The 26,079-nt window shown below is 41.8% G+C and carries 19 protein-coding genes and 1 tRNA gene; 5 read left to right on the forward strand and 15 right to left on the reverse strand.

The annotated features are described in order from the left end of the window. Window positions 1-370: 370 nt before the first annotated feature. On the reverse strand, window positions 371-1,501 hold the full coding sequence (locus ACT3RN_RS07125; protein ID WP_442440018.1) for an endonuclease/exonuclease/phosphatase family protein: 1,131 nt from the start codon (window positions 1,499-1,501) through the stop codon (window positions 371-373). 334 nt (window positions 1,502-1,835) lie between these two features. Here ACT3RN_RS07125 and asd point away from each other — a divergent pair, with 334 nt between their 5' ends. Further along, window positions 1,836-2,969, forward strand: a complete 1,134-nt coding sequence (gene asd, locus ACT3RN_RS07130; RefSeq protein WP_192519357.1) for an aspartate-semialdehyde dehydrogenase — start codon at window positions 1,836-1,838, stop codon at window positions 2,967-2,969. A 99-nt stretch (window positions 2,970-3,068) separates the two neighbouring features. Here the strand turns inward: asd and ACT3RN_RS07135 are convergent, their stop codons facing one another. Beyond that, entirely contained in the window at window positions 3,069-3,719 is a 651-nt protein-coding gene (locus tag ACT3RN_RS07135) for an SOUL family heme-binding protein (protein ID WP_192519358.1), read from the reverse strand. A gap of 255 nt (window positions 3,720-3,974) precedes the next feature. On the opposite strand from ACT3RN_RS07135, the gene tgt reads away from it, so the two are divergent. Further along, on the forward strand, window positions 3,975-5,126 hold the full coding sequence (gene tgt, locus ACT3RN_RS07140) for a tRNA guanosine(34) transglycosylase Tgt (protein WP_192519359.1): 1,152 nt from the start codon (window positions 3,975-3,977) through the stop codon (window positions 5,124-5,126). A 93-nt stretch (window positions 5,127-5,219) separates the two neighbouring features. Here the strand turns inward: tgt and ACT3RN_RS07145 are convergent, their stop codons facing one another. The 12 genes from ACT3RN_RS07145 to rimO form a co-directional block, all read right to left on the reverse strand. Beyond that, on the reverse strand, window positions 5,220-6,569 hold the full coding sequence (locus ACT3RN_RS07145) for a sodium-dependent transporter (protein ID WP_192519360.1): 1,350 nt from the start codon (window positions 6,567-6,569) through the stop codon (window positions 5,220-5,222). A 297-nt stretch (window positions 6,570-6,866) separates the two neighbouring features. Continuing rightward, the gene (gene lpxA, locus ACT3RN_RS07150; protein WP_192519361.1) at window positions 6,867-7,646 is read right to left on the reverse strand and encodes an acyl-ACP--UDP-N-acetylglucosamine O-acyltransferase; all 780 of its coding nucleotides are present in this window, start codon (window positions 7,644-7,646) and stop codon (window positions 6,867-6,869) included. Window positions 7,647-7,840: 194 nt separating this feature from the next. Further along, window positions 7,841-8,350, reverse strand: coding sequence for a 3-hydroxyacyl-ACP dehydratase FabZ (gene fabZ / locus ACT3RN_RS07155; RefSeq protein ID WP_192519362.1), 510 nt, complete (start codon window positions 8,348-8,350; stop codon window positions 7,841-7,843). A 56-nt stretch (window positions 8,351-8,406) separates the two neighbouring features. Then, window positions 8,407-9,423 (reverse strand): UDP-3-O-(3-hydroxymyristoyl)glucosamine N-acyltransferase, encoded by a 1,017-nt coding sequence (lpxD, locus tag ACT3RN_RS07160; RefSeq protein ID WP_192519363.1) that lies wholly within the window; start codon window positions 9,421-9,423, stop codon window positions 8,407-8,409. A 142-nt stretch (window positions 9,424-9,565) separates the two neighbouring features. Then, the gene (gene bamA / locus ACT3RN_RS07165; RefSeq protein ID WP_442061946.1) at window positions 9,566-11,953 is read right to left on the reverse strand and encodes an outer membrane protein assembly factor BamA; all 2,388 of its coding nucleotides are present in this window, start codon (window positions 11,951-11,953) and stop codon (window positions 9,566-9,568) included. Window positions 11,954-12,217: 264 nt separating this feature from the next. Next, complete coding sequence (gene rseP / locus ACT3RN_RS07170) at window positions 12,218-13,594, reverse strand: RIP metalloprotease RseP (RefSeq protein ID WP_442440019.1); 1,377 nt, start codon at window positions 13,592-13,594, stop codon at window positions 12,218-12,220. A gap of 56 nt (window positions 13,595-13,650) precedes the next feature. After that, a complete protein-coding gene (gene ispC / locus ACT3RN_RS07175; protein ID WP_442440020.1) occupies window positions 13,651-14,859 on the reverse strand; it encodes a 1-deoxy-D-xylulose-5-phosphate reductoisomerase in 1,209 nt (402 codons plus the stop codon). A 471-nt stretch (window positions 14,860-15,330) separates the two neighbouring features. Beyond that, entirely contained in the window at window positions 15,331-16,140 is an 810-nt protein-coding gene (locus ACT3RN_RS07180) for a phosphatidate cytidylyltransferase (protein WP_442440021.1), read from the reverse strand. 237 nt (window positions 16,141-16,377) lie between these two features. Then, window positions 16,378-17,142, reverse strand: coding sequence for a polyprenyl diphosphate synthase (uppS, locus tag ACT3RN_RS07185; RefSeq protein ID WP_192991908.1), 765 nt, complete (start codon window positions 17,140-17,142; stop codon window positions 16,378-16,380). A gap of 231 nt (window positions 17,143-17,373) precedes the next feature. Further along, entirely contained in the window at window positions 17,374-17,928 is a 555-nt protein-coding gene (frr, locus tag ACT3RN_RS07190; RefSeq protein WP_192991909.1) for a ribosome recycling factor, read from the reverse strand. Between the two features lie 223 nt (window positions 17,929-18,151). Then, on the reverse strand, window positions 18,152-18,877 hold the full coding sequence (gene pyrH, locus ACT3RN_RS07195) for a UMP kinase (protein ID WP_192519370.1): 726 nt from the start codon (window positions 18,875-18,877) through the stop codon (window positions 18,152-18,154). 182 nt (window positions 18,878-19,059) lie between these two features. After that, window positions 19,060-20,673, reverse strand: coding sequence for a 30S ribosomal protein S12 methylthiotransferase RimO (gene rimO / locus ACT3RN_RS07200; protein WP_442440022.1), 1,614 nt, complete (start codon window positions 20,671-20,673; stop codon window positions 19,060-19,062). A 133-nt stretch (window positions 20,674-20,806) separates the two neighbouring features. Between rimO and ACT3RN_RS07205 the strand changes: the two genes are divergently transcribed. The 3 genes from ACT3RN_RS07205 (at window position 20,807) to ACT3RN_RS07215 (ending at window position 24,578) form a co-directional block, all read left to right on the forward strand. Then, the gene (locus ACT3RN_RS07205; RefSeq protein WP_192519372.1) at window positions 20,807-22,129 is read left to right on the forward strand and encodes a two-component system sensor histidine kinase NtrB; all 1,323 of its coding nucleotides are present in this window, start codon (window positions 20,807-20,809) and stop codon (window positions 22,127-22,129) included. Between the two features lie 320 nt (window positions 22,130-22,449). Continuing rightward, complete coding sequence (locus ACT3RN_RS07210; RefSeq protein ID WP_192519373.1) at window positions 22,450-24,276, forward strand: sigma 54-interacting transcriptional regulator; 1,827 nt, start codon at window positions 22,450-22,452, stop codon at window positions 24,274-24,276. Window positions 24,277-24,493: 217 nt separating this feature from the next. Continuing rightward, window positions 24,494-24,578, forward strand: a tRNA-Leu gene (locus ACT3RN_RS07215). A 424-nt stretch (window positions 24,579-25,002) separates the two neighbouring features. Here the strand turns inward: ACT3RN_RS07215 and ACT3RN_RS07220 are convergent. Next, window positions 25,003-26,079 (reverse strand): GIY-YIG nuclease family protein (locus ACT3RN_RS07220; RefSeq protein WP_444518529.1); only part of this gene is annotated, 1,077 nt, incomplete at its 5' end.

Here is a 26,079-nt window from a genome sequence, read left to right on the forward strand (position 1 = left end):
CTGTTTATACAGATACCCTTTTTTATTTATGTACGACAACAATCATAAGCTATGGTAACGCCCTCACAAAGAAAAGCCCCGAACCTAGGGCGATTGGTTCGAGGCTCTAACGCTTCATGTTGTTGTTATTATCTCTTCCATGTTGACTCATCCTAAGTCATAAAAAGCATCTTGCAAAATAACAGGTAACCTGCTCTTTTTATTGATACTTTCTCAACACTGTATCCTTACATATCCTTGTGTTGATGGCTGTATTGTAAGACAGTTGACTTGTTACGGCTAGAGGTTAAAGACCTTAATTAACGTAAGCATATGCTTACGTTTTTAAAGAAGCTCTTAAAACATTATGACTCAAAATTCTGACAGCCTATTAGCCTAAATTTGGCTGCTTTTCTGCATGCTCCTTTGAAACTTTTTCTCCTTCTTTTTTCCCTTCTTCTATTTTACTTTCTGTTTCTTTAATATCTTCTGCTTCGGCAGTCGGTGTATTTTGCGCTTGTTGACTGGTTTTTTCTGGTTCGTACTGTAGTGTTGTCATCACAGGAAAATGATCTGAGCCAATAGAAGGTAGTCGCTGAATATCTACGACGGTAAAGCAAGCACTATGAAAAATGTGATCTAATGCCCAACGTAAAAAGGGATAGTCAGCATGGAAGGTGTTGATAAAATGTCGACCAATACGTGGGTCAAGTAGCCCCGAGATACGTTGAAAACGACGCGTCGTCTTTGACCATGCTACATCATTGAGATCCCCTGCCAATATCGCCGTTTGATTATTTTCTTTGATGTGCTTGCCAACCATTAAGAGCTCTGCATCACGAGTGGTTGATTTGTCCGCTTCAGTCGGGCTTGGCGGCATAGGATGCAAGCAATACAACCAAATCACGCGACCATTTTGCAGGCGCAGCTGTGAGTGAATAGAAGGTATGTCATCAATCATCAGATATTTGACAACAGGATCAATCAGTTCGAGCTTAGAATATAGATGCATACCATACAAATTATCCAATGGAACTTTTACCGTATAAGGGTAATCAGGCTCTATTTGATGTAAGGCTGTTTCCCACTTTTCATCACTTTCTAGTATGACCAAAACATCTGGTTCTTTTCGCTGTACCAAATTAACCAGTTTTTGTGTTTGATCGTTAGGTGTCAAAACATTTGAAATCATGATTTTTAACTGATGCGCCTCTCCTACTGGCGTCTCTTTTGCTTGTTGGACTTCCTTTTTCCATAATCTGGTATAGGGTAATATCATTCGCAGCTGAAATGCTAAGGCCATACTTAATACCATAAATAATAGCCACTGACCTAGCTGCCACTCGGACCAAAAGACCAACATACCCATCCAAGCAATGACACCAAGCACCATTATCTGAATGCGTGGAAACTCAACACAGCGCACCCACCAATTATCAAGGGGAATCCAGCCCCATATCGTCACCAAGGCGATAAACCCAGCTAGCCACTGTACGCTGTAATATAATAGTGAGAGTTCCATAATATGTATTAACCGTCTAGTGAAATGGGGACTAAAGATAGCTACGTTTAAATTTTCATTAGATTATAGCTTAATACAGCAACTTAGCAACGCACTATGTTATACAGCCCTTTGATGCCATCTGTTATACCTAATTTGGACTATCTCATTAACAAATATATTAAATCATTTATGACTGTTAAATATACCCTAATAACTTAAAGTTATAATATGTATAGTGAATTGTGTATAAAAAATGGCTAAAAGTCGCTAAAACGCCTTGCTTTTTATGGCTATTCACGGCATTGTTACTGGTTAGCTATGCAACAAATAATTGTCAATAGGATTGGACTTCATGAGTGATTTAACAGTAGGTTTGGTAGGCTGGCGTGGTATGGTTGGGTCAGTATTGATACAACGTATGCAACAAGAAAATGACTTTAACGGTATTACGCCCGTATTTTTTTCAACTAGCAATGCAGGCGGTGATGCGCCAAGTTTTGATGGTATTGAAACCAGCCAATTAAAAGATGCTCATGATATTACTGCCTTAGCAGCTTGTGATGTGGTGATTACCTGCCAAGGTGGTGACTATACATCAAAGGTACATCAACCATTACGTGATAGCGGTTGGAATGGCTACTGGATTGACGCAGCCAGTACGTTGCGAATGAAAGACGACAGTATTATCATCCTTGATCCCGTCAATCGCAGCGTGATTGATAGTGCTTTAGCCAGTGGTAAAAAAGACTTTATCGGTGGTAACTGTACCGTATCATTGATGCTGATGGCTATCGGTGAATTGTTTAACAAAGGTTGGGTCGAATGGGTCAGCGCCATGACGTATCAAGCAGCTAGTGGCTCAGGTGCAAACAATATGCGCGAGCTAATTAGCGGTATGGGCATACTACATGAAGCGGTCAAAGACGAGCTGGCTGATCCTGCTAGTGCCATCCTTGAAATCGATAAAAAAATCGCCCAAACACAGCGCTCAGAGGACTTCCCTACTCAGTATTTTGGTGTACCATTGGCTGGTAGCTTAATCCCCTATATTGATGTTCAACTAGAGAACAAACAGTCAAAAGAAGAATGGAAAGGTGGTGTTGAAACCAATAAAATTCTTGGTAATTCTGAAGCCGATAAGATTGCTATCGACGGTATGTGTGTCCGCGTTGGTGCGATGCGCTGTCATGCACAAGGGCTAACAATCAAACTCAAAAAAGACATTCCATTAGAAGAAATCGAAGCGGCGCTTAAGAACAGCGGCAACGAATGGTTAGATTTAGTCGAAGATGACAAAGAAGCCACCATGGATCGTTTAACGCCAGTCGCCGTCACTGGCACGTTGACAGTCGCGTTAGGTCGCTTGCGTAAGCTGAATATGGGTCCTGAATATCTAGGTGCGTTTACCGTGGGTGACCAATTATTATGGGGTGCTGCTGAGCCATTACGTCGTATGCTGAATATCATCCGTGAGCAAAATGCTTAAGCTAAATATCTAAACAATGTTCTTAAACATCAAGAAAAAAGACAGCAACCGCTGTCTTTTTTTATGACCATCAACTTTTCAAAATCTGAACAATTGGTATTATTTTGGCTGATAAGCTATCATCACTTCATTACGGCGCATAAACGGCAGTGTCCATGGCGGATTATAACGGGCCAGCTCAGGCTCACCTGTTATCACTAAGTTTTGATCTTGCATCCAAGTCCGTAGCGCTTCCGTTTTTTCTGCGACTTTATCTTCTCCTGCCCACCAAGAAAACTTAATGACGCCATAAGTCTGTGCCGGCACTTCGATAATCTTAACATTTGGATTATTAGGTTTTGGTAACGTTTGCATAGTGTATTGGCTTGGCATGGTGAACTGTACGCGCCATTTTCCATCACTCTGTTGCATACTCACTGGTGCTGTCATCGCAATTTTTTGTGACGCATCATTATTACTATTCGCTTGCGACTGCATGGTGACCGGTGCTGTCATACTAATCTTGCTACTCTCACCACTTGGCGCTGTGTTATTACCAAAGATATAATCTGCTAATGTTTTAAATCCTTCGCGACTAGCCGCACTTTGGTCACCTGTCACCCAAGTCTGGGCCACAAGCTGCTCATCGTAACGACGTAATTCAAAGTCATCCTCTTGCATTAATACGGTATAGTCCGGCTCTTCGGTAGCCATAGCTGCTCCTGATGTTAATAATAAACCACTTAATAGTAGGTAAGCTTTTTTAGTCATATTAGTTCTCCAATGTCCAAAACACCGAGTCTAATGATATTTTTTATATCATTGTTTTTTATATACTTTACCAACTACCCCATAATACTGTCTGTGTCTTTTGGTTATACCCTCATCATATCAAGTATGAAACTTGTTGAACTTATAGGGCTGAAACAACAGATATATCAATGACACATAAATATCCATGTCCAAAAAATCCACCAACAATGTTATAATTAGCGCCATTTTCATAGCTTAAATAGCGATTATCATATGCAATTTGTCTTACACAAAACGGCCAGCGGCGAAACACGTGCACGCCGTGGTACAGTTCATCTCAATCATGGCGACGTACAGACGCCTGCCTTTATGCCAGTCGGTACTTATGGCACGGTCAAAGGCATGTTGCCACGTGATATCGAAGCCATCGGTGCTGATATTGTATTAGGCAATACGTTCCATCTATGGCTACGTCCTGGTACCGAGGTTATCGACAAATTCGGTGGCCTACATAAATTCATGCATTGGGACAAGCCTATCCTCACTGATTCAGGTGGCTTTCAAGTATTTAGCCTTGGTGCCATGCGTAAAATTACTGAAGAAGGGGTTAACTTTAAATCTCCCATCGATGGTGCGAAGATTTTTCTATCACCAGAAAAATCTATGCAGATTCAATATAGCTTGAACTCAGACATCGTCATGCAGTTTGATGAGTGCACGCCATACCCAGCGACTCATGACGAAGCGCAAAAATCATTAGAGCTGTCATTACGTTGGGGACAACGCTGTGTGGATGAACACAAACGCTTAGGCAGCACCAATGCTCTGTTTGGTATCATCCAAGGCAGTATGTATGCTGATTTACGCCAAAAGTCGTTAGAAGGTCTGCTCAATATTGGTTTTGATGGTTATGCTATTGGTGGCTTGTCTGTTGGTGAGCCAAAAGACGAGATGATGAATGTCTTAGATTATATCCCAGATGCTATGCCCGCTGACAAGCCACGCTATTTGATGGGTGTTGGTAAGCCTGAAGACATCGTAGAAGCCGTTCGCCGCGGTGTCGACATGTTTGACTGTGTCATGCCAACTCGTAACGCGCGTAACGGTCATTACTTCGTCACAGGCGACACAGACAATGCTGGTGTGGTACGTATCCGCAATAGCCAGTATCGCAACGATGAAGGCCCATTAGACCCTGAATGCGATTGCTACACCTGTCAAAACTTTAGCCGTGCTTATCTGTATCACCTTAATAAATGCAAAGAGATGCTAGGTGCTCAACTAGCTACTATTCATAATTTACGCTATTACCAACGTTTGATGCAAAGTATTAGAGATGCGATTGAACAAGACAAGTTTGATGAGTTTGTCATCGAGTTTTATACCAAACGTGGTCAAACGGTTCCCGAATTAAACTTACGTTAATTCTGTTTAGTATTTACCATCGTTTATCTGTATCAGTTAAAATAAAAAAGGGCTTAAGAATAATCTTAAGCCCTTTTTTTGTGATAAGTCTTACTACTTCAGTGCACTCACAAATACAATAATGACTGCAAGTGGTGCCACAACTTTGACTATGAATTGCCAGATCTGAAACGCACCTCTAGACAATCCAAGCTCTTCTCTAATACTACGCTGATCCATTCTCCACGCAAGAAATACAATTGCTGCAAGACCTGTGAGAGGCAAGAGAAACTTACTGGTTAATTTATCTAAAGCATCAAAGATATTATTGCCCATAATAGTAAAGTCAGACCACAGATTGAACGATAGCAGTGCTGCAATACCTAGCAACCAGATTACGATACTTGCAACGATAGTCGATACGGTACGACTCATTGAGGTACGTTCTTCTAAAAACTCAACGGTTGGCTCAAGCAATGAGATTGCAGAGGTGATAGCCGCAAAGGTAATCAGTAAGAAAAATAGTGTGCCAATGATAGTACCTGCACCCATGCTACCAAACGCGATAGGCAAGCTGACAAAAATAAGACCAGGACCTGATGCAGGATCTAAACCATTGCTAAAGATAATTGGGAAGATTGCTAGACCCGCAGCCAATGCAATGACGGTATCCAAAATAACAACAGTACGAGCTGTCTTAAGTAAATTTACTTCACGGCCCAAATATGAACCATAAGCCACCATAATGCCCATACCAATAGATAAGGTAAAGAAAGCATGTCCCAGTGCGGCAATCATAACGTCTTCGGTCAGCTTGCTAAGATCAGGGGTAAATAAGTAAGCCACTGCATCACCAAAACCACCATTCATGACGTTATAGCCAACGATCACAAATAGAATCACACCCAATAATGGCATCAAAATCTTGGCAGCTCTTTCAATACCACTAGTCACGCCAATACCGACGATAATAGCAGTAACAGCCATAAATACAGTGTGCCATACTGTTAATGCACCAGCTGAAGCTAACATAGTATCAAAAGTGGCGGCGACTGAATCACTATCTTGACCAACAAAGCTACCTGTAGCAATTTTCGTCACGTAGTTGAGTGCCCAACCACCGATGACACTATAGAACGATAGGATTAAAAAACCACCTAAAACACCTGAAGCACCAATAATCTTCCAACTGCGCGACCTACCTTCACTTGCTGCAACATCAGCAAAAGTATTGACTGGGTTTTTTTGACCACGGCGACCTATCAGCCACTCAGCCACTAAAATCGGAAAACCTACCAGCGCAATACAAAATAAATAAGCAATAACAAAAGCTGAACCACCACTCTCACCGACCATATATGGAAACTTCCATATGTTTCCTAAACCAACTGCCGATCCTACTGCTGCTAATATGAAGCCAAAGCCCGAGCTCCACTGTGCATGTTCTTGTTTGTTGATAGCCATTTTTCCATCCTCATACTTCAAATAATGTCGCTGACAATCTTCCTTGATCACCATAAAAGCCAGTTATAATATTAAGCTATTTAGCAAGCGGCTCGCTATGAGATACTTAGCAACATTAAGAAAGAATTGTTTACATTATCATAAACGCTCAGTTTCTGCTAAGCGACCAAAAAAGTCAAGTAGTCACAAATATAAAAAGCCATAACTATTAGTTATGGCTTTCGTTGATTTTCTCTAGAGCTAACAAGAGTTTATCTAATCAAAAAAATTTGACTGATACTCATTTTGTGCGTATGTTTAACGCACTACGCCGCGACGGCTTTTTTGTAATGAGTCAATAAGTAATTGGATTTTTGGCTCTTTTATCAGCAAGTCGTTGTTTAATACTTCAAGTGCTTGTACGGTCGTCAAACCTGATCTAAAAATAACACGATACGCTTGGCGCAGCACATCAATAGTCTCTTTCGACCAGCCCTTGCGGCGCATTCCTTCGACATTAAGACCGTGAGCTTTGGCTGGGTTACCAGATACCATCGTAAAAGCAGCCACATCTTTTAAAATAAGACTCGCACCACCAATCAAACTATAGTCATCTACAGTACAGAACTGATGAAGACCTGAGTTTCCGCCGATGATGATATGATCGCCAATAGTAACGTGTCCTGCTACTCCGACATTATTAGCCAATACATTATGATCGCCAATCACACAATCATGCGCGACATGGGTATTCACCATCAATAGATTATGACTACCAATTTTGGTCAGCTCGCCATCCTGTGCTGTACCACGGTGTAAGCTACAGGCCTCGCGGATAGTATTATGATCACCAATTTCTAACCACGTGCGTTCGCCCGCATACTTTAGATCCTGTGGATCCTCGCCAATGCTTGCAAATTGATAAACTTGATTGTGTTGCCCGATACGAGTCAACTTAGTGACGACGACATGCCGATGCAAAACGGTATGTGCGCCAATCGACACCTCATCACCGACAATACAGTACGGACCAATAGTAGCGGTCTCATCGATCTGAGCGGACGGTGAGATGAGTGCTGTTGGATGGATCTGACTCATAATGTGGGCCTTTGTATCATCTAGTGCGAATAAATAGTGAAAAAATAGTCGATTTGACCTTGTTCAACAAACCAAAAACGGTGCTAATAATATATATAGTAATTGATGGTCATACTGATTGCACACTTCAACATAGTGCTTTAAAAGCAGTAGCTAACGGTGCTAGTTATAAACACGGTGATCATTAACTAATACTATTGCTCTTGACGGGCAATCATTATTTGAGCACTGGCAGCTAATTCGTCTTCGACATGTACGGTACAATCAAATTTATAAATACCACGCTTTTGCATCACTGTTTTAGCACGGATAATGAGCTGATCACCAGGAATAACTCGGCGCTTAAAACGAACTTTGTCGACACCTGCAAATAGATATAGATAACCATCTTCTGCGGTCAAACCAGCACTAATGAATCCGAGAACACCTGAAACTTGGGCCATGGACTCTACCATTAATACTCCTGGCATAATCGGCTCATCAGGAAAATGACCATTAAAAAACTCTTCGTTAACCGTTACGTTCTTAACACCAGTAATGCATTCTCCAGGTATACAGTCAATAACTTTATCTACCAACAAAAAAGGATAACGATGTGGCAAATAGTGCTTAAGCGTATGATACGTTAGTGGCAACTTAAGACCTTGTTCATCTAAGCTTTTAACATTATCATCATTTAAAATATCTATATCTGGGCGGCTCATAATGGCACTTCCTTGCTATGTGTTTAATATTTATAAGTTATATTGTTGTCATTTCACTAATCACGACCAAGCTGACGAAAGCGTACAGCAGCACGTCGCCAATTAGCCGTTGGCATTGCAGCCGTTCCAGAAGAATATGAACCAGCTGCTTTAATAGATTTGGTGACCATAGTCATCCCAGATAACGTCACATCATCTGTAATCTCAATATGACCTGTGATACCGACAGCGCCGCCAATAATACAGCGTTTACCTATACTGGTACTACCAGCGATGGCTGTTTGGGCCGCGATGGCCGTACCATCACCGATACGTACGTTATGAGCTACCTGTACCAAGTTATCAATAATAACATGATTACCAATAACCGTATCATTAATGGCACCACGGTCAATACAGGTCTGGCTACCGATTCTCACATGATCGCCAACCACCACACGCCCTAACTGAGCAATACGCTCCCAGCCTGTGGTGCTAGGATCACTAGTAGGTGCGAAGCCAAAGCCTTCTGATCCAACACTCGCACCTGCATGCAATCTAACGTGACTACCGATGATACAGTCATGCCCAATAACGACATTTGCTTTGATAACACAGTCAGTGCCTACAGTCGCATTATCCTCGACAATCACATGAGCAGACAATGAGCTATGCTTACCGATTTTCACATGCTCACCAATCATACAAAAAGGGCCAATACTAACCTGCTCATCAATAATCGCACTATCAGCAATCACAGCACTAGGATGAATGTTATGTGACAGTGATTGATGACCAAATAGCTGACTAGCACTCGCATAGGCCAAATAAGGACTTGCGACCACCAACGCTACAGCAGAATCTGGAGCTTGATCACGATAGTCTGCTGTGATTAATACTACTCCTGCTTGAGTACTCACAAGACTAGAAGCGTAACGTGCTCCTGACAAAAAACTCAATTGCTGAGGATTAGCAGTGGTCAGACTCCCCACCCCATCGAGCTCTTGACTTAATTGTTCAACATTAATTTCAGATTTGTTAGTAACTGGTTGATGCTGCTCAATCCGAGTAATAATCTGCTTTATCGTTATCATAGTGGCTATTAACGTTATTATGGATAAAGAAACTGCCAAGTTGAATAATCATCTTGGCAACCCTCTAATATCTGACGGATGTTGCGATCACAAAAATAGCAATTATATCTTTACTTGTATGATCTCGTGCTCTTATCCAAAGTTAGAATGTACTACCAATTTGGAACTGAACAGCTTCAGTCTCATCACCTTCTTTATCACCGATAGGTACGGCATAGCTCAGTGAAATTGGTCCAATAGGTGTATACCAAGTGACACCCGCGCCCGCACTATAGCGTAAGCTATTGTCTTGAGTGATTAAAGACACACCTGTATCTTCAAAGGTTTCATCTTCTTTTCCTGTGGTATCAAAGACCTGTCCACCCTCAGCAAATAATACTGGACGCACTTGATCTACCCAATCGCCTTTAAATGGCATTGGTAAAATCAGCTCGGCACCAAATGTAGCCAAGGCATTACCACCGACTTCCTCGCCACTAGTCACTATGTCGTTTTCAGCATAGTAATAATTTTCTGATCGAGGACCCAAGGTTGACGACTCATAGCCACGTACTGAACCGTAGCCACCTGCATAAAAGTTTTCATAAAATGGCAAGTCGTTACCGTAACCAAGCTTGGTATAGCCACGTGCGATAAAATCTTTATACAAAGGATAATAGACATTACCACTATAGGTTAACTTTTGGTAACTGGCATCACCAACCCCGATAGTGGCATCAATTGCATGGCTCATACCTTTAGTTGGAAATACTGGACGATCTAACGTGCTGTAATCCCAACCAAATAGTAAGTTGTAAGTTGTGTAGTCATTTTTAAAACTGGAGTCGCCACCATCATCGTAGTTTGTTTGCGTACCACCATCATCCAACAGTTCCTGAACATTAGATATCCCAAGGTACTTACCACCACGCACGGTTGTATTATCAATATTTAAACCCGCGCTAAGACGTTTGGTTTCATCGATTGGGTAGCTATAATTAAGAGTGGAACCAATGGAGTCAGTTACATAGTTGCTAACGTTGTCATCATCATATTTGGTCTTACGATAATAAGCACTAAGACCTTGAGAAACACCGTTTTCTGTAAAGTATGGATCAGTATAACCTAAGCTATAAGAATCATAGGTCTCTGAACGTGATAGCGCAGCTTGGACACGGTTACCAGTACCCATAAAGTTATTTTGAGTCAAATCTAGCTGGAATGTCACACCACCACTTTGTGAATAACCTGCAGCGATGGTTGAGCTACCAGAAGGCTGCTCTTCAACCACATAGTTGACATCAACTTGATCTGGTTGGTTAGGGACAGGTTTGACATCGACGGTCACACCTTTAAAGAATCCTGTACGCATCAAGCGTGTACGCGACAGCTGAATTTTGTCGTTAGAAGCAAGCGATCCTTCTAGTTGACGCATTTCACGACGAAGCACTTCGTCTTCAGTTTTGATATTACCCGTAAAGTTAATACGACGCACATAGATAGGTCGTGCAGGATCGATAAAATAATCAACCTCTACCATTTTAGTGTCATCATCGATACGTGGTACAGGTCTAACCTCTGCAAAATAATAGCCTTCGTTACCATAACGACTCTTAAGCGCTGCGGTCGTCGCATCTAGTTTGGCTTGCGAGTACTTTTCATTAGGGGCAAAAGTGACCAGCTCTTTCAATTCACTGTTATCAAATGTCGGCTTGCCCAAAAAGTTGACGTCACCAAATTGATATTGCTCACCTTCGCTCAGGCTTACCTCAATAAATACACTGCTTTTATCTTCACTGATATTCAGCACTGCATTATCTACTGCAAAACGTACATAACCATCATTTTGATAGAGTGCTTTTAAATTCTCCAAACTGGCCGCCAATTTTTCTTGTGCATAACGATCAGACTTAGATAGTAGACGAGTCCAAGAAGATTCTTTTACCGCAAACACGTCTTTGATTTCTTCATCACTGAAGTGCTCATTACCAATGACATTAATATCAACAACTTTAGCAGGATCACCCTCAATAAAGCGCACATCTAGCTTGACACGATTGCCATCAAGTACGGTCTGATCTACTTCGATATTACTATTATAGTAGCCTTGACTTATATATTGCTGCTGTAGCTCGTTGGCTACGCCTTGTAGTGTCGATTGTTTGAGCACATCACCAGCAGATAAACCAGCATTTTCTAAACCTTGCTCAAGCCCTTCTTTTGGAATAAGCTTATTGCCTTCAAAGGTCACCTCAGCAATGGTCGGGCGTTCTACAACGTCAAATCGCAACTGACCGCCTTCGACACGGCTTTGAATGTCAGCAAAATTCTCAGTCGCATATAGCGCCTTAATACTAGCAGCCAAGCTACTATCACTAACCGTATCTCCTACCGTAATCGGTAGAACCGGATAGAGGCTATCGGGGGTTAGACGTTGTAAACCATTGAAACCGATGTCAGTCACTACAAATTCTGCAGCCTGTACCGGCATACTCATCATTGTTACAACTAACGGCAACCCTGCCGCGCTCATAAATAAAGGCGTACGCATAAACACTATCCGTCAATAAAAAACTTGCTTAAGTTAAGTTAAAAAGCACATATTGTCCAGCCCATCGCATATGAAGTTTCGCACTCATACGTGGGAGACTCAGAATACTTTATATAAAATGCATCACAAAATAAACTAAAAATTACGATTAGTACAGAGGATACAGTACAAATCATTGGCACCTATTAGATCAAAAACCAAGCCATAATAGCCGTAAAACCATTAGTATATAATGCCTTATCACTTATATTAGCTATCATTCAATCAAAATAGCCGACTAATATCATTACCAATTGCTAACACCATGAAACCTGCCAGCAAGAGTAAACCAATATTTAATCCTACCATTTGCACCCCTTCTGACAGCGGCTTACCACGAACCAGCTCAATAAAGTGATAGACAATATGACCGCCATCTAATACAGGAATAGGCAAAAGGTTTAAAACTGCTAAGCTTAAGCTAATCAATGCTGTCGTAGACAATACCATCTGCCAACTGATATCAAAGCTTTGCTTAGCGACTTTTGCAATGGTAATCGGCCCTGATAAATTATCCAAACCAATCATACCTGACAGCATTTTCCCCATAGAACTTACCGTCATGACGGCTAACTGTTCGGTTTTTTCAAACGACTTGACCAGTGATTCACCAGGACCATAGACCACCGTGGTTTTATAGGCATCAGGAATAACAATCTCAGACTGCTTCACCATAGCGCCTATTTGTCCGTAATCATTACCTAAATTGTCTTTTTTACCTTGTGGCATAATCTTAAGCTGCACAGGCTTTCCATCACGCAATACCGTAAAATTAAGTAGCGTTTCAGGATTATCACGCACGATGCGTGTCATACTAACCCAGTCTTTAATTTCAGTATTATTGATAGCCGTAATACGGTCGCCCACCTGCATACCCTGAAGGCTGGCGGCACCATCAGCGCTCAAATCACCCACTATCGGCGCAATATCTGGTTGCCATGGTAGCATACCAAAACTTGTTAACGCGTCTTTTCCTTGTGCAGCACCTTGCATAAATTGCTGCACGGGCGCTTGATATGTTTTGATGGTATTATCAGTCTGAACGTCTGATTGCATCGTGACACTCACATCATCTGTCTCACCCATACGTCCAGCCAGACGGTAATTAATACCTTCCCATGTCTGTACTTCATGACCATCAATCGCCACAATCTTATCACCAACAGGCAGCTGTGCCATGGCAGCTGGTGTATCTGGTAGTACTTGTCCAATCTTAGTTGCCAGCTGTTCTGATGGTGTCATAAACAATACCCAAAACAGGGCAATTGCAATAACAAAGTTCATGATAGGACCAGCCGCCGCAATCGCAATTTTTTTCAATGGATGCTGGTTATTAAAAGCTAGATGCTGCTCGTCTTTGGCAACTTCACCTTCACGCTCATCAAGCATCTTGACGTAACCACCGAGTGGCAGTGCCGAGATACGATAGTCAATACCGCTTTTTTTACTCGTCCAACCAAAGAGTTTAGGTCCAAAGCCAATAGAATAAGTCAGCACTTTTACGCCGCAAAGCCGTGCTACGATATAGTGACCCCACTCATGTAAAGCAATGAGCGGACCTAAGACAAATATTGCTGCAAGGAGGGTTAATAAAAAGGTCATGATTGGTTTCCAGCGTTTTATCTAAACATCTTCGATTCAGTATTAAAAATCAACAATTACACTAACTTTGCCACAAGCTTGTCTGTCAAATGGCGTGCTATCTTATCAATCGCTAGAATGTCATCTATATCAGCTGTATCATTCAATGGTGGCAGCTGTATATCATACAAGGATTGTTCATTAATATCAGCAATATCAGTCAAACGAATCTTTCCCTCCAAAAACGCAGCCACGGCAATTTCATTGGCAGCATTTAGCACGATAGTCGCCTGTGTACCCGCTTTCATTGCCTGTCTGGCCAAACGCAAACACGCAAATTTTTGCAAATCAGGCTGAACAAACTCCAACCCACTAAGCGCATATAAATCTAACGGCTGCGAACCACTATCAATCCGATCAGGATAACTGAGTGCATGAGCGATGGGTGTCTTCATGTCTGGGCTGCCCAACTGCGCTAAGTAGCTACCATCGCTATATTCTACCATTGAGTGAATGATGCTTTGTGGATGAATGACCACATTTATTTTATTTTCAGGCAAATCAAACAAGTGACAAGCCTCAATTAGCTCCAAACCTTTATTCATCATTGTTGCAGAGTCGACAGAGATTTTTTGACCCATCGACCAATTAGGATGCTTAACCGCTTCAGCGACACTTGCTTGTTGCATTTGAGCAAAAGATTGTCCTAAAAATGGCCCACCAGAGGCCGTCAGCCATAACTTACGCACGCCATGACTAGACTGATGAATTTGCATATTGTCTTGCTGAATGGCGAGTGGTAGGCACTGAAAAATAGCATTGTGTTCTGAATCGAGAGGCAATAAAGTGGCATTGTGAATTTTTACCGCATTCATCATTACTTGCCCTGCCATTACGAGGGCTTCTTTATTGGCCAGTAAAATACGTTTACCTGCACGAGCGGCAGCTAAAGTAGAAGGTAATCCAGCGGCACCCACGATAGCCGCGACCACCGTGTCAGCTTGCGAATCGGTTGCAATATCTATTAGCCCTTTTTCACCGCCCACGACATCGATATCAAGACCCGCGGCACTAAGACGCTGTGCAAAATCATCGATAGCAGCGCTTGGCACACTGACACGCTTGGGCAAAAACTGCTGGCAAAGCGTCAATAGCTTGTCTAAACGATGATAGCCTGATAAAGCGTAAACCGAGTAATGCTGTGGTTGCGCCGCCAAGATTGCTAACGTGCTATCGCCTATCGAACCTGTCGCGCCTAGTACGGTGATGCGTTGCGTCATAACCATTAATGCCTATGAATAATACGGTGAAAATAAAAGAAGTAACTAGGGTGTGTCCTCATTTTAAAAATGGTGATAAAAATGAGATAAATTGTCGTCAAACAAGGAAAACAGCGCAGATAATATCGAGATATTAGTCAGCTATTTGACGCCGTTTGGCAAGATTTAGCCATTTTTAACCTATTTAGATGGCTATCGATTGAATTGAGGACACGCCCTAGCGTCTGTTGAATATTTAAATATTAGGGCTGCTGATTGCTAAAAGTGCACCAAACTAGGCGCAAGCCGATGGTAATATCGAGACCTTATCTAGAGCTAGGGTTGCAACAAGGTTTGGGATGGTTTTAGCATCAGCCTTGAGAACGGATCAAGCAAAGAGACGCTTTGCCTATTCACAAAGTAAGCGCTGTTTTGTTCGAGTGCGGGGGTCAGTACCATATATGAATGTTCAACAGCCCCCAATATAATCTTGCTACCTTATACGACAATCAAACCAAAGTGTTGTATCGCCCAAAAACCAAGCGCAAATATCGGCGTGGCAGACAATAGCGAGTCGATACGATCAAGTATACCACCATGGCCTGGGAGAATTGTGCCTGAATCTTTGACATCAGCACGGCGTTTGAGCATCGACTCAAACAAATCACCGAGTACTGAAGACAAGATTGTTAGCGCTGATAACGCCACAAAGGCAATTAGCGGTATACCTGTTAGCTTTAACTGAAAGACACTAATCGCAACAACGACGATCAAGCCTGTAATCAACCCACCAGCCAACCCTTCCATGCTCTTGTTGGGTGAAACGTTCGGTGCCATCTTACGGCGACCAAGCTTGCGTCCTACAAAGTAAGCACCACTGTCCGCACACCAAACCAATAAGAAAACATAAAGCAGCCACCATGCCGACAACTGCCACAGATAAAACATAGCCGTAATCGCTGCCGTTAATATCACAGCGCCCATCAAAGCCAGTTTTTTACCGTACCAATTGGTATGAGTTGGAAATACTCTGACCCAAGATAACGCCATCAACCATATAGCGAGCGATGCCACCCACCAAAATAGCCAAGTCACTTTAAGCATGAGTGATACTAAGGTCAGTACAAGGACTAGCAACACAAATACAACTGGTTGACGCCATTTAGGCATCAGCTTAGTCCATTCATGAGCTGCGATAATAACGCCAATCGCTAACAGCGGTGCAAATAAAACAGGGCTTTGGCTCGCAAACATTGCAATACCAACGATAATAACGAGAACTATTGCCGTCTTAATTCGTTGCCACATACTTATTGAGCCTTATAATAATGAATAACGCATGATCAAAAGGTGCATTATAGCAGCTAATCTACAATAGCCCACTAATAGCAATCAACACCTCTTAAGCGGTTTATTATTCCATAAACAAGCGGCATTGACCACGTATAGGGCAGCGGCTTTACAAGATACTTTTGCACACATACTAAATGAACGCTTTAAATAAGAAATTTTCTCAATAATTACTAGGGTTGTTTAACCCCTGTCCTAATGACTGTCTTGCTCTATGACCAGCTGTTCACTGGTTTTGCCAAAGCGGCGTTGACGCTGGGCAAACTCTGTTACCATCGTTGCCAGCTCGTCTGCACTGAAATTCGGCCATAATGTTTGAGTAAAAAAGAGCTCTGCATAGGCTGACTGCCATAACAAAAAATTAGAGATTCGATACTCACCGCCTGTACGTACTAGCATATCTACTGCTGGCTCATCTGCCAACTGTACGTACTCATTAAGCATTTCTTTATTGATATCTTCAGCACGCAACTGACCTAATTCTACCTGCTGCGCTAGCTGTTTTGCAGCATTAGCAATATCCCATTGACCACCATAACTGATAGCGATAACCAAAGTCATTGCATCAAAACCTGCCGTTTTTGCTTCAGCATCGGCCATCAACGCTTGTAAGTCAGCACTCAGCTGACTACGGTCACCGATAAAACGCAGGCGAATACGATATTCATGCATGCGTGGTATCTGCTCATGAATAGTCGAGGCCAACAATTGCATTAACAGTGCCACCTCACTGGGTGGACGTTGCCAATTCTCACTAGAGAAGGCAAAGACGGTCAATACCTCGATACCCACATCCACACAATACTCGACGATGGGGTCTAGTGCATCTTTACCAGCGACATGCCCTTGGCCTTTTCCCAAATCATGGGCTTTACCATAGCGATTATTGCCATCCATAATGATAGCGATGTGGCGAGGGAGAAGTGTCGGAATAGAAGCCGAAGCGGCTGACGTGGACATAGGCGAACTGGCTTATTATTAAAGTAAGAGGATAATAACGTGTGCGATGATGATTAAAAAGCGTCAGAGGAACAATTCACAAATTTCTCATAATTCAGCCATCAGGCTTTTCATACTTGCACAATTAATACTTACACAATGATAAACAGCCAATAGCATTGGCAAATTGGCTGCTTATTATGGAGAAACAACTGAATCACTCTATGCCATAAATGACAGAGAAACCAGTATTTAAACGTCCATCAAATCGCTTTCTTTTTTAGTTAAGCTTTTATCAATGGTTTCGATATATTTGTCAGTAATTTTTTGGATATCATCACTAGCACGACGTTCTTCATCTTCTGATATTTCTTTTTCTTTTGCTAAATCTTTAATATCATTCATCATATCACGGCGAATATTGCGAATAGAAACACGGCTATTTTCTGCCTCTCCACGCGCAAGCTTTTGCATGTCGCGGCGCGTTTCTTCTGTCAATGCTGGCATCGGCACACGAATCACATCAGCGGTCATTGGGTTTAGACCCAAATCTGCTTCGCGAATGGCCTTATCAATCGCTTGTACCATAGTACGGTCAAACGGCTGAACCAGCAGTGTACGTGAGTCTTCTACGTTCACACTTGCTACTTGGTTGAGAGCTGTATCAGAACCGTAGTAGCTGACCATCACACCTGACAACATGCCTGGGTGGGCACGGCCAGTACGAACTTTACTGAAAGTACTCTCAAGCGCTTCCAATGTCTTTTGCATGCGAGCTTCGCCGTCTTGCTTAATCTCTTTAATCATTATGTATCCTTATTTATCGCTATCGATAAATCGTTCATTGTTAGTAAATATACTTAGTAAATATACGTTGTCTAGTCGTGCTATCACTCGGGCTGGCGAGTATATAGTCGAACCACTCTTAAAGTGTTACGGCGTTAGACTCGCTTAGCCTACTACTGTAGTACTTGCGTTTGTCTGCCTCGCACCATTTTTAACATTGAGCGACTATAGGCTTTACATCAGGTTAATGATAAACACGTGTACCTTCATTTTCACCCATAATGACATTTAATAAGGCATTAGGCTTAGTCATATCAAAAACTTGTAGTGGCACGTTATGCTCACGGCACAAGGCAATAGCAGTTAAATCCATAACACCAAGTTTTTGCTCTAACACTTCGTCAAAGGTTAAACCGTCGTATTTTTTGGCATCCGTATGTAGGCTTGGGTCTTTGTCATAAACACCATCGACTTTGGTCGCTTTTAAAATCAAACCCGCTTCGATTTCGATACCACGTAAGCACGCTGCTGTATCCGTGGTGAAGAAAGGATTGCCCGTACCCGCAACGAAAATACAAACATCACCGTTTTTTAGATAACGAATCGCATTACGGCTGCTATAACTTTCTGTCACCTCGCCGATAGGTAGTGCTGACATCAAACGCGTTTTAATATTACGGCGCTCTAATGCATCACGCATTGCCAAACCATTCATGACCGTTGCCAGCATACCCATTTGATCGCCAGTGACACGGCCAACCAACCCTTCTTTTTGTAGTTGGGCACCGCGATATAAGTTACCGCCGCCGACCACGATACCAACTTGAACACCAAGACCACGCAAATGGGCAATAGACAAACTCATTTTATCGAGCACTTCGGTATCGATACCCATGTCTTTGCCACCAGCCAAAGCTTCGCCAGAGAGTTTTAGCAAAATACGAGAGTAACGCGGGTTTTTGTCAGACATGAGATCACCTTGTTATCATTAAATTATAATTAAAGTTATCGGTAAAATACAAACAGAGTTTGCCTTGGTGTTGACCACACTGCCATACTTGATGACAAATGGGTCACAAGGCTAAATTGCGTTAATTGTAGCAAAAACTGCCCTTTGTGGGGCAATTTTCACTGGCATATCGTATTCGGTTTTTAACCTTTATAGCTCGCAAACAAGTCATATTCGCTAGCTTCGTCAATAGTGACGGTCAAGAACTGACCGACTTTAACCCCTGCATTGATATCATCAACGTAAACATGACCATCGATTTCAGGTGCATCCGCATAGCTACGGCAAATTGCAATACCTTCTTCACTATCAATCTCATCGACCAATACCATTAAAGTTTTACCGATTTTTTCTTGTAACTTTTGCGCTGAGATATCTTGTTGTAGCGCCATTAAACGCTCATAACGAGATTTTTTAACGTCTTCAGGCACATGATCTGGTAAGTCATTGGCCACAGCCCCTTCCACTTCTGAATAGGTAAAGGCACCCACGCGATCAAGACGTGCTTCGACCAGCCAATCAAGCAAGCATTGAAAGTCTTCTTCTGTCTCACCAGGGAAACCAACAACGAAGGTTGAGCGAATAACGATATCTGGGCAAATATCACGCCATGCTTTGATACGTGCCAAGGTGTTTTCGCTATGCGCAGGACGTTTCATCGCTTTTAGGATGCGATGACTGGCATGTTGAAAAGGAATATCTAAATAAGGCAGGAGTTTCTTTTCGCCCATCAATTCCACGACTTTGTCCACATGCGGATACGGGTAAACATAGTGTAGACGTACCCAGATACCTAAGCCATTCAATGCTTGGCACAAGTCATAAAATTTCGACTTGAGTGGCATGCCATTCCAGAAACTGGTTTTGTACTTCAGATCTAGGCCATATGCAGAAGTGTCTTGTGAGATAATTAACAACTCTTTCACGCCAGCATTTTTTAGTGCCAAAGCCTCATTCATGACATTGTCAATCGGACGCGAATCTAAATCACCACGTAATCTTGGAATAATACAGAAAGTACAACGGTGATTGCAGCCTTCAGAAATTTTTAGATAGGCATAATGGCTGGGCGTCAGCTTGATACCTGCCTCATTAATCAAATCTATTTTTGGATCGTAGTTTTCATCCTTACTACTATTCGGCTTTGGAACATGTTTCGAAACCGCTGTAATCACTTCATCATATGCGTGCGCGCCAGTTACTGCGAGCACAGCGGGATGCATTTCACGGATTTTATCCGCTTCTTTACCCAAACAGCCCGTCACGATGACTTTACCGTTTTTGCTAATAGCCTCACCGATTGCATCCAGCGACTCTTGTACCGCCGACTCAATAAAGCCGCAGGTATTGACCACGACCAAATCCGCGCCCTCATAATCACTGGCTACTTGATAACCATCACGGCTCAGCTCAGTGATGATGCGCTCGCTATCCACTAGCGCCTTTGGGCAACCTAACGAAACAAAACCAACTTTTGGTGCTGCGCTGACAGGCATAGCAGCAGTGACATTAGCAGCCGTGGCTGAAGTAGCATGGCTACTTTGCTCAACGCTACGATTTTGGTTATGATTGGCTTTATGATGGCTGGCTTTGGTTGGATTGGACTGGTTCGTATCTACCTGACTGTCTTGCGCTATTGTTGGCTTAGCAGGATTAAAAACAGTTGCGGTGTCTTTTAATGTAGAATTTGTTGGAGTAGAAGCTGGCTGTGAGGTAGTAATAGTCGTGTTAAGCGACTTGGTAGAAGTTTTGGACATGGCTGACCTTGCTAGAGATAAAATGGCTGTGCGCATTGTACGTTTTTTTTGCAAAAATCGCTAGTTTTGCCGCTCTATAGTGTTGATTTATGGTTAAATATTATCTTGAACATCTTTTTTTAGGCATTGACTCATGGCAAGAAATTTCACAACCGCAAAATCCACACCTGATTTAGCATTTATATCTCAGCATTTATTTACGGCTATTTTATGGGTCAATGAAGAGTTGTCTATTACGTGGCTCAATGCTCAGGCCGAGCAACTACTGGCTATCAGTAGTGGAAGGCTGCTCAATCAACCTATATTAACGTTATTAGCACCCCAAGAGTTAAACCCAAAAGATAGTAATATTCCTAATAATGATGATGTCGATGCCCAAAACTGCTCCTTAACCGAACGATTTGAGCAAGCAAAACTGTATCAGCAACCCTTTATCGATCATGACCATGTTGTAAACACACAGCTGAACGGTTATTTGTCATTTTCCGTTGACTATAGTGTCACTCCTGTCATATACGAGCAGCAGACCTATTTTATTATTGAAATGTGGGGCAAAGATCGACAAAGCCGTATATCAGAAGAACAACGTCAGCAACAACAATATGGTGTGGCTCGTCATATGCTACGGTCAGTTGCCCATGAAATAAAAAACCCGTTAGCAGGTATTCGCGGTGCTGCACAATTATTGCAGCGACAATTTATCAAGTTCAGTGACACCTCTATTCTTAATAGTAGCGCGTCAACTGCCTCAAACCATACAAATACTGCTCTGAATCATAAAAACTTGCAAAAAACCACTGACAAACTACGTGGTTATACCGATATTATTATCTCAGAAACTGACCGTCTAACGCATCTTGTTGGACAGTTTTTGGGCTCTAATCAACTCCCAAACTGGCAAACGATTAATGTTCATGAACCGCTAGAGCATGTATTGTCTTTGGTGATGAACCAATATCCACAATTAACGCTACAGCGAGATTATGACTTATCACTGCCTGAATTATGTGCAGATAAAGATCAATTAATTCAAGTGTTTTTAAACCTGATCAACAATGCTTGTGAATCCATGACTGAGTTTGAACAAACCTTGCAACAACAAAAAATATCCGAAACCAAAGTATTATCTTCGATCAATACTAACAGTGATGACCAAATAGATTATCAGCCAATACTTCACATTCAAACACGTATTGCTTTTCAACACACCATCGTTGGGCAACAGCACAAACAAGTTCTGCAAGTTAACATTACTGATAACGGCTCAGGAATTGACCCTGAATTGATCGGGCAGATATTTTTTCCTATGGTGACAAGTCGTGCTGCTGGCACTGGATTAGGGTTATCTATCGTACAAGATATTATTAGCCATCATCGTGGTATGATTGATGTTAGCTCAACACAGGTACAAGGTGAGCAACAAACACGTTTTACCTTATACCTGCCGTTTCATTGATTAATTACTGAAGCACAAATAACTTTGCTATTATTACTTGATACAGCTACTAGGGCGTGTCCTCATTTTAAAAATGGTGATGAAAATGAGATAAATTGCCGTCAAACAAGGAAAATAGCGCAGATAATATCGAGATATTAGTCAGCTATTTGACACCGTTTGGCAAGATTTAGCTATTTTTAACCCATTTAGATAACTATCGATTGAATTGAGGACATGCCCTAATTAACCAAGAGATTAACAAAGCCAATTAATACTACCAAGTCGTAAATGACCACATCATAACTCTGAACCAACTCATTGCTCATTAGGCCTAATACATGACTGAATATAGTGAAAAGCATAAACCTAAAAGCGATAATCAGACGGCAACCGATCAACTGATAAATGATCAAACAATAAAAGTAACGGTCAATAACAACCCCGAACTTGACCCCGCAACGTTATGGCTTATCGATGATGATGCCGCCTTAAGAATGGTGTTGGCAGATACGTTTGAAGATGCAGGACTGACGGTTATTAGCTTTACCCAAGCACAAGCTGCGTGGGCACGTCTCAACGATATATTGCAAGAAAATGAGTCACAGGTGCAACTGCCCGATGTGATATTGACTGATATTCGTATGCCGATGATGGATGGGCTGTCTTTTAGTGACTGGGTGCATCAGCACTTTCCTAAGCTGCCTATTGTCATCATGACCGCACACTCAGACCTAACCTCTGCTATTAATAGCTATCAAACAGGTGCCTTTGAATACTTACCCAAACCGTTTGACTTGGATGATGCCGTTGCAACCATTTATAAAGCCATTAATTATCAGCCCAATCTGACCGCGACCACTTACGCAGTCGACGCTAATACATCTAACACCAATGCAACGACTGATTATACTGCTGAGAGCGATACTGAATTTGATGTAAAGGTTGAACCTACTGGACAGACTCATCCAACAAGCACATCTAATGACACCAAAAAGAGCAAAGCAGCTAAAACTAAAGTCAAAAATAATACCAACCCTGTTATCAGTACAAACCAAAACATTAATGACAACCCTAGCGGTATCATAGGCCAATCACAAGCTATGCAGACGGTGTTCCGCGCGATCGGCAGATTGGCACACTCACCTATTACCGTTTTAATTACGGGTGAATCAGGAACCGGAAAAGAATTGGTCGCCAGCGCGCTACATCAACATTCACCGCGTAACCAACAACCTTTTATCGCTCTCAATATGGCTGCTATTCCACACGACTTGATCGAATCTGAGCTATTTGGCCATGCAAAAGGAGCGTTTACTGGTGCGACGACCACACGACCAGGGCGCTTTGAGCAGGCTGATGGCGGTACATTGTTTTTAGATGAAATCGGTGATATGCCATTTAGCACTCAAACGAGATTGCTACGCGTATTAGCAAATGGCGAGTTTTATCGCGTGGGTGGACAACAGCCAATCAAAGTAAATGTGCGTATTATCGCTGCCACTCATCAAAACTTAGAAGAGTTAGTCAAACAAGGTAAATTCCGTGAGGATTTGTTTTATCGCCTCAACGTTATCCGTCTACCACTGCCACCGCTACGCACGCGACGCGAAGATATTCCTGCGCTAGCGACTTATTTTATGAAACGTGCTGCTGAGCAGATGGACACCGCACTAAAGCAGTTACATCCGATGGCTGTACAGATTATGCAATCTTTTGAGTGGCGCGGTAACGTCCGTCAATTGGAAAATGTTTGTCTATGGTTGACTGTCATGGCAACTGGTGACACCGTCATGCCTGAGGACTTGCCACCAGAACTGCTCGAAAATGCTTCATCTAATCTAGAACAATATCAAGAACAACAATCATATAGCGATAACGTGAGCTCCCAAAGCCAAATCAATCAAGAACAGCCTATATCTGCTGTTCCAAGTTGGCAGCAGGCGTTGGCTATTTGGGCCGAACAGGTGCTGCAGACAGGAGAAACAGATATTTTGCAAACGGCCACACCTGAGTTTGAACGTGTTTTACTGACAGCTGCGCTCAAACATAGCGGAGGTAAAAAGATAGCTGCAGCCAACTTGCTCGGTTGGGGACGTAATACACTAACCCGTAAATTACAGCAATTAGAGATCACTACGCCAAAGGAACAGAGAAATAGTGAATAAAAGTACAAAAACTGTTATTTAAAACAATAGTAATATCAATTATTTATAATAAATTAGCAAAAAAAATATTAAATAATTAAAAATAAATGCAAATAGGGGTTGCCAAAATATTCAAACTCTATATAATAGCCAACCACTGAGACGCACTACCGAATCAGTTAACTATCTCTATATGGTGTTTGAGTTTAAACACTAATAATGATAGAGTAACGAAAATGGGGCTGTGGCGGAATTGGTAGACGCACCAGATTTAGGTTCTGGCGCCGCAAGGTGTGAGAGTTCGAGTCTCTCCAGCCCCACCATTTTCGGATAGTGATAAAAGTTCTCAAACCTATACTAGACCTGCTTTCGAGCAGGTTTTTTTATGTCTGCAATTTGAGTCTAATCCCACGATGGGATAGATCGTGGGATAGTATAATTTGCAATAATATCCTGAGAGTCTTACTTTACGTGCATTTGGCAGGTTTTTTATAACTTTAGATCTTACTGTGCCGTGGGATAGAAATAGTTTTTTACCTATATTTTCTCAAGTAAATTTTACGAAAAACATCTCACTGAATTTAACAAATAAAACAGCCATACAAACTATAGCTTATATGGCTGCTTCATTATGCTGTGTAGAATAGTTTGCTCTAACTTTAAATTCTGCACTGTAGGTTCTGATCTTCTTGGTATAGTAAACTCAAATTTATACGCTTAGTTTATCAAGTTAGTTGTACGGTTTCTTCAGCATAGCTCTATCTTCTTAGTAGTCGAGTTATACCTATAATTTACAATCTGCCCGCTCACTATCAAATCAATCGCTGTGTTTATCTGCTCTAAAGGCACACTGAACCATTCTCTAGGTTTGCACATATTACCTTGCAAATCTGCAACTTCAACATCGATACAAACATCTTTAAATACGGTATGTACTAAGTTTTCAAACTTTTGCGTATTCATGTTATAGCACTCATAGCTGGCAACAACTTCGACTGGAGCCATTAAATAAGTAGGCTCATTGGCAGCATTTGCAATACGCTTTTTAACTGGTGTGCGTGAATAGCCTATTTTAAATAGATTGGGTATGGCTTGGATGCGAGAGTCTTGGCTTTGACTGCTTAAAATATAAATAAAGCCAGCCGACTCATCATCCTCGTTGATATTTTTGATATCAGCAAAATACTCACCAACAGGAGAGACTATTTTACCGTCAGCATAAAGGGCCTTAGCAAGAGAGCGGTAAAGCATATTTGATTCTGTGCCATTTTCAAATATACAGCGTGTTCTTCCGTCCTTTCTAAACCGTTTACCGTTTACTGTTTTTGCGTCACTACTAAACTCTACTTCCTCTAGATAAAGCAATACGCCACTCAAGATATAAAACTCACCAACTACTAAGTTTTCACCTTTATCATTAAACTCAATAATCTTACGTTGACCACTGTTGAGCTGTTGCTGAACAATAGGAAACAAGTCTTTATATTTATCAAAATCCTTACATGATTTACGGCGAGCGACAAAGTCAGTCTCAGCACGTTTATCTGCCTTAATATGCTTGATGTTAAAAATACTCTGATCAGAGTCACCGAGTAAGCCAAAATCATCATCTTCAAAGATATCTTCAAATGAATTGATCTCTCTTTCAACCAGTTCAGGTTCTTGTGCAGTGACTTCATGCGTAAGTGGTAACAGGTTAAATTCATCAAAATCCACTAAAGCACGGCACTGCTCATCGTTGTTCTTAATAGACTCTAAACGCTTGAACAGCATAAGCTCACTAATATTTGCCATATTATTTTCAGGTAAACGCTTATTAGTGTT

This window comes from Psychrobacter sp. AOP5-GZ1-6, from assembly GCF_052376345.1.
GTDB lineage: Bacteria > Pseudomonadota > Gammaproteobacteria > Pseudomonadales > Moraxellaceae > Psychrobacter.

What these genes read in the sequence shown, in the direction of transcription:
- ACT3RN_RS07135 (WP_192519358.1), bottom strand. Translation starts at nt 3,719, where the DNA reads ATGACTAAAAAAGCTTACCTACTATTAAGTGGTTTATTATTAACATCA.
- ACT3RN_RS07210 (WP_192519373.1), top strand. Translation starts at nt 22,450, where the DNA reads ATGACTGAATATAGTGAAAAGCATAAACCTAAAAGCGATAATCAGACG.
- ACT3RN_RS07205 (WP_192519372.1), top strand. Translation starts at nt 20,807, where the DNA reads ATGGCAAGAAATTTCACAACCGCAAAATCCACACCTGATTTAGCATTT.
- asd (WP_192519357.1), top strand. Translation starts at nt 1,836, where the DNA reads ATGAGTGATTTAACAGTAGGTTTGGTAGGCTGGCGTGGTATGGTTGGG.
- frr (WP_192991909.1), bottom strand. Translation starts at nt 17,928, where the DNA reads ATGATTAAAGAGATTAAGCAAGACGGCGAAGCTCGCATGCAAAAGACA.
- ACT3RN_RS07145 (WP_192519360.1), bottom strand. Translation starts at nt 6,569, where the DNA reads ATGGCTATCAACAAACAAGAACATGCACAGTGGAGCTCGGGCTTTGGC.
- pyrH (WP_192519370.1), bottom strand. Translation starts at nt 18,877, where the DNA reads ATGTCTGACAAAAACCCGCGTTACTCTCGTATTTTGCTAAAACTCTCT.
- uppS (WP_192991908.1), bottom strand. Translation starts at nt 17,142, where the DNA reads ATGTCCACGTCAGCCGCTTCGGCTTCTATTCCGACACTTCTCCCTCGC.
- bamA (WP_442061946.1), bottom strand. Translation starts at nt 11,953, where the DNA reads ATGCGTACGCCTTTATTTATGAGCGCGGCAGGGTTGCCGTTAGTTGTA.
- tgt (WP_192519359.1), top strand. Translation starts at nt 3,975, where the DNA reads ATGCAATTTGTCTTACACAAAACGGCCAGCGGCGAAACACGTGCACGC.
- ispC (WP_442440020.1), bottom strand. Translation starts at nt 14,859, where the DNA reads ATGGTTATGACGCAACGCATCACCGTACTAGGCGCGACAGGTTCGATA.
- rseP (WP_442440019.1), bottom strand. Translation starts at nt 13,594, where the DNA reads ATGACCTTTTTATTAACCCTCCTTGCAGCAATATTTGTCTTAGGTCCG.
- lpxA (WP_192519361.1), bottom strand. Translation starts at nt 7,646, where the DNA reads ATGAGTCAGATCCATCCAACAGCACTCATCTCACCGTCCGCTCAGATC.
- ACT3RN_RS07180 (WP_442440021.1), bottom strand. Translation starts at nt 16,140, where the DNA reads ATGTGGCAACGAATTAAGACGGCAATAGTTCTCGTTATTATCGTTGGT.
- fabZ (WP_192519362.1), bottom strand. Translation starts at nt 8,350, where the DNA reads ATGAGCCGCCCAGATATAGATATTTTAAATGATGATAATGTTAAAAGC.
- ACT3RN_RS07125 (WP_442440018.1), bottom strand. Translation starts at nt 1,501, where the DNA reads ATGGAACTCTCACTATTATATTACAGCGTACAGTGGCTAGCTGGGTTT.
- rimO (WP_442440022.1), bottom strand. Translation starts at nt 20,673, where the DNA reads ATGTCCAAAACTTCTACCAAGTCGCTTAACACGACTATTACTACCTCA.
- lpxD (WP_192519363.1), bottom strand. Translation starts at nt 9,423, where the DNA reads ATGATAACGATAAAGCAGATTATTACTCGGATTGAGCAGCATCAACCA.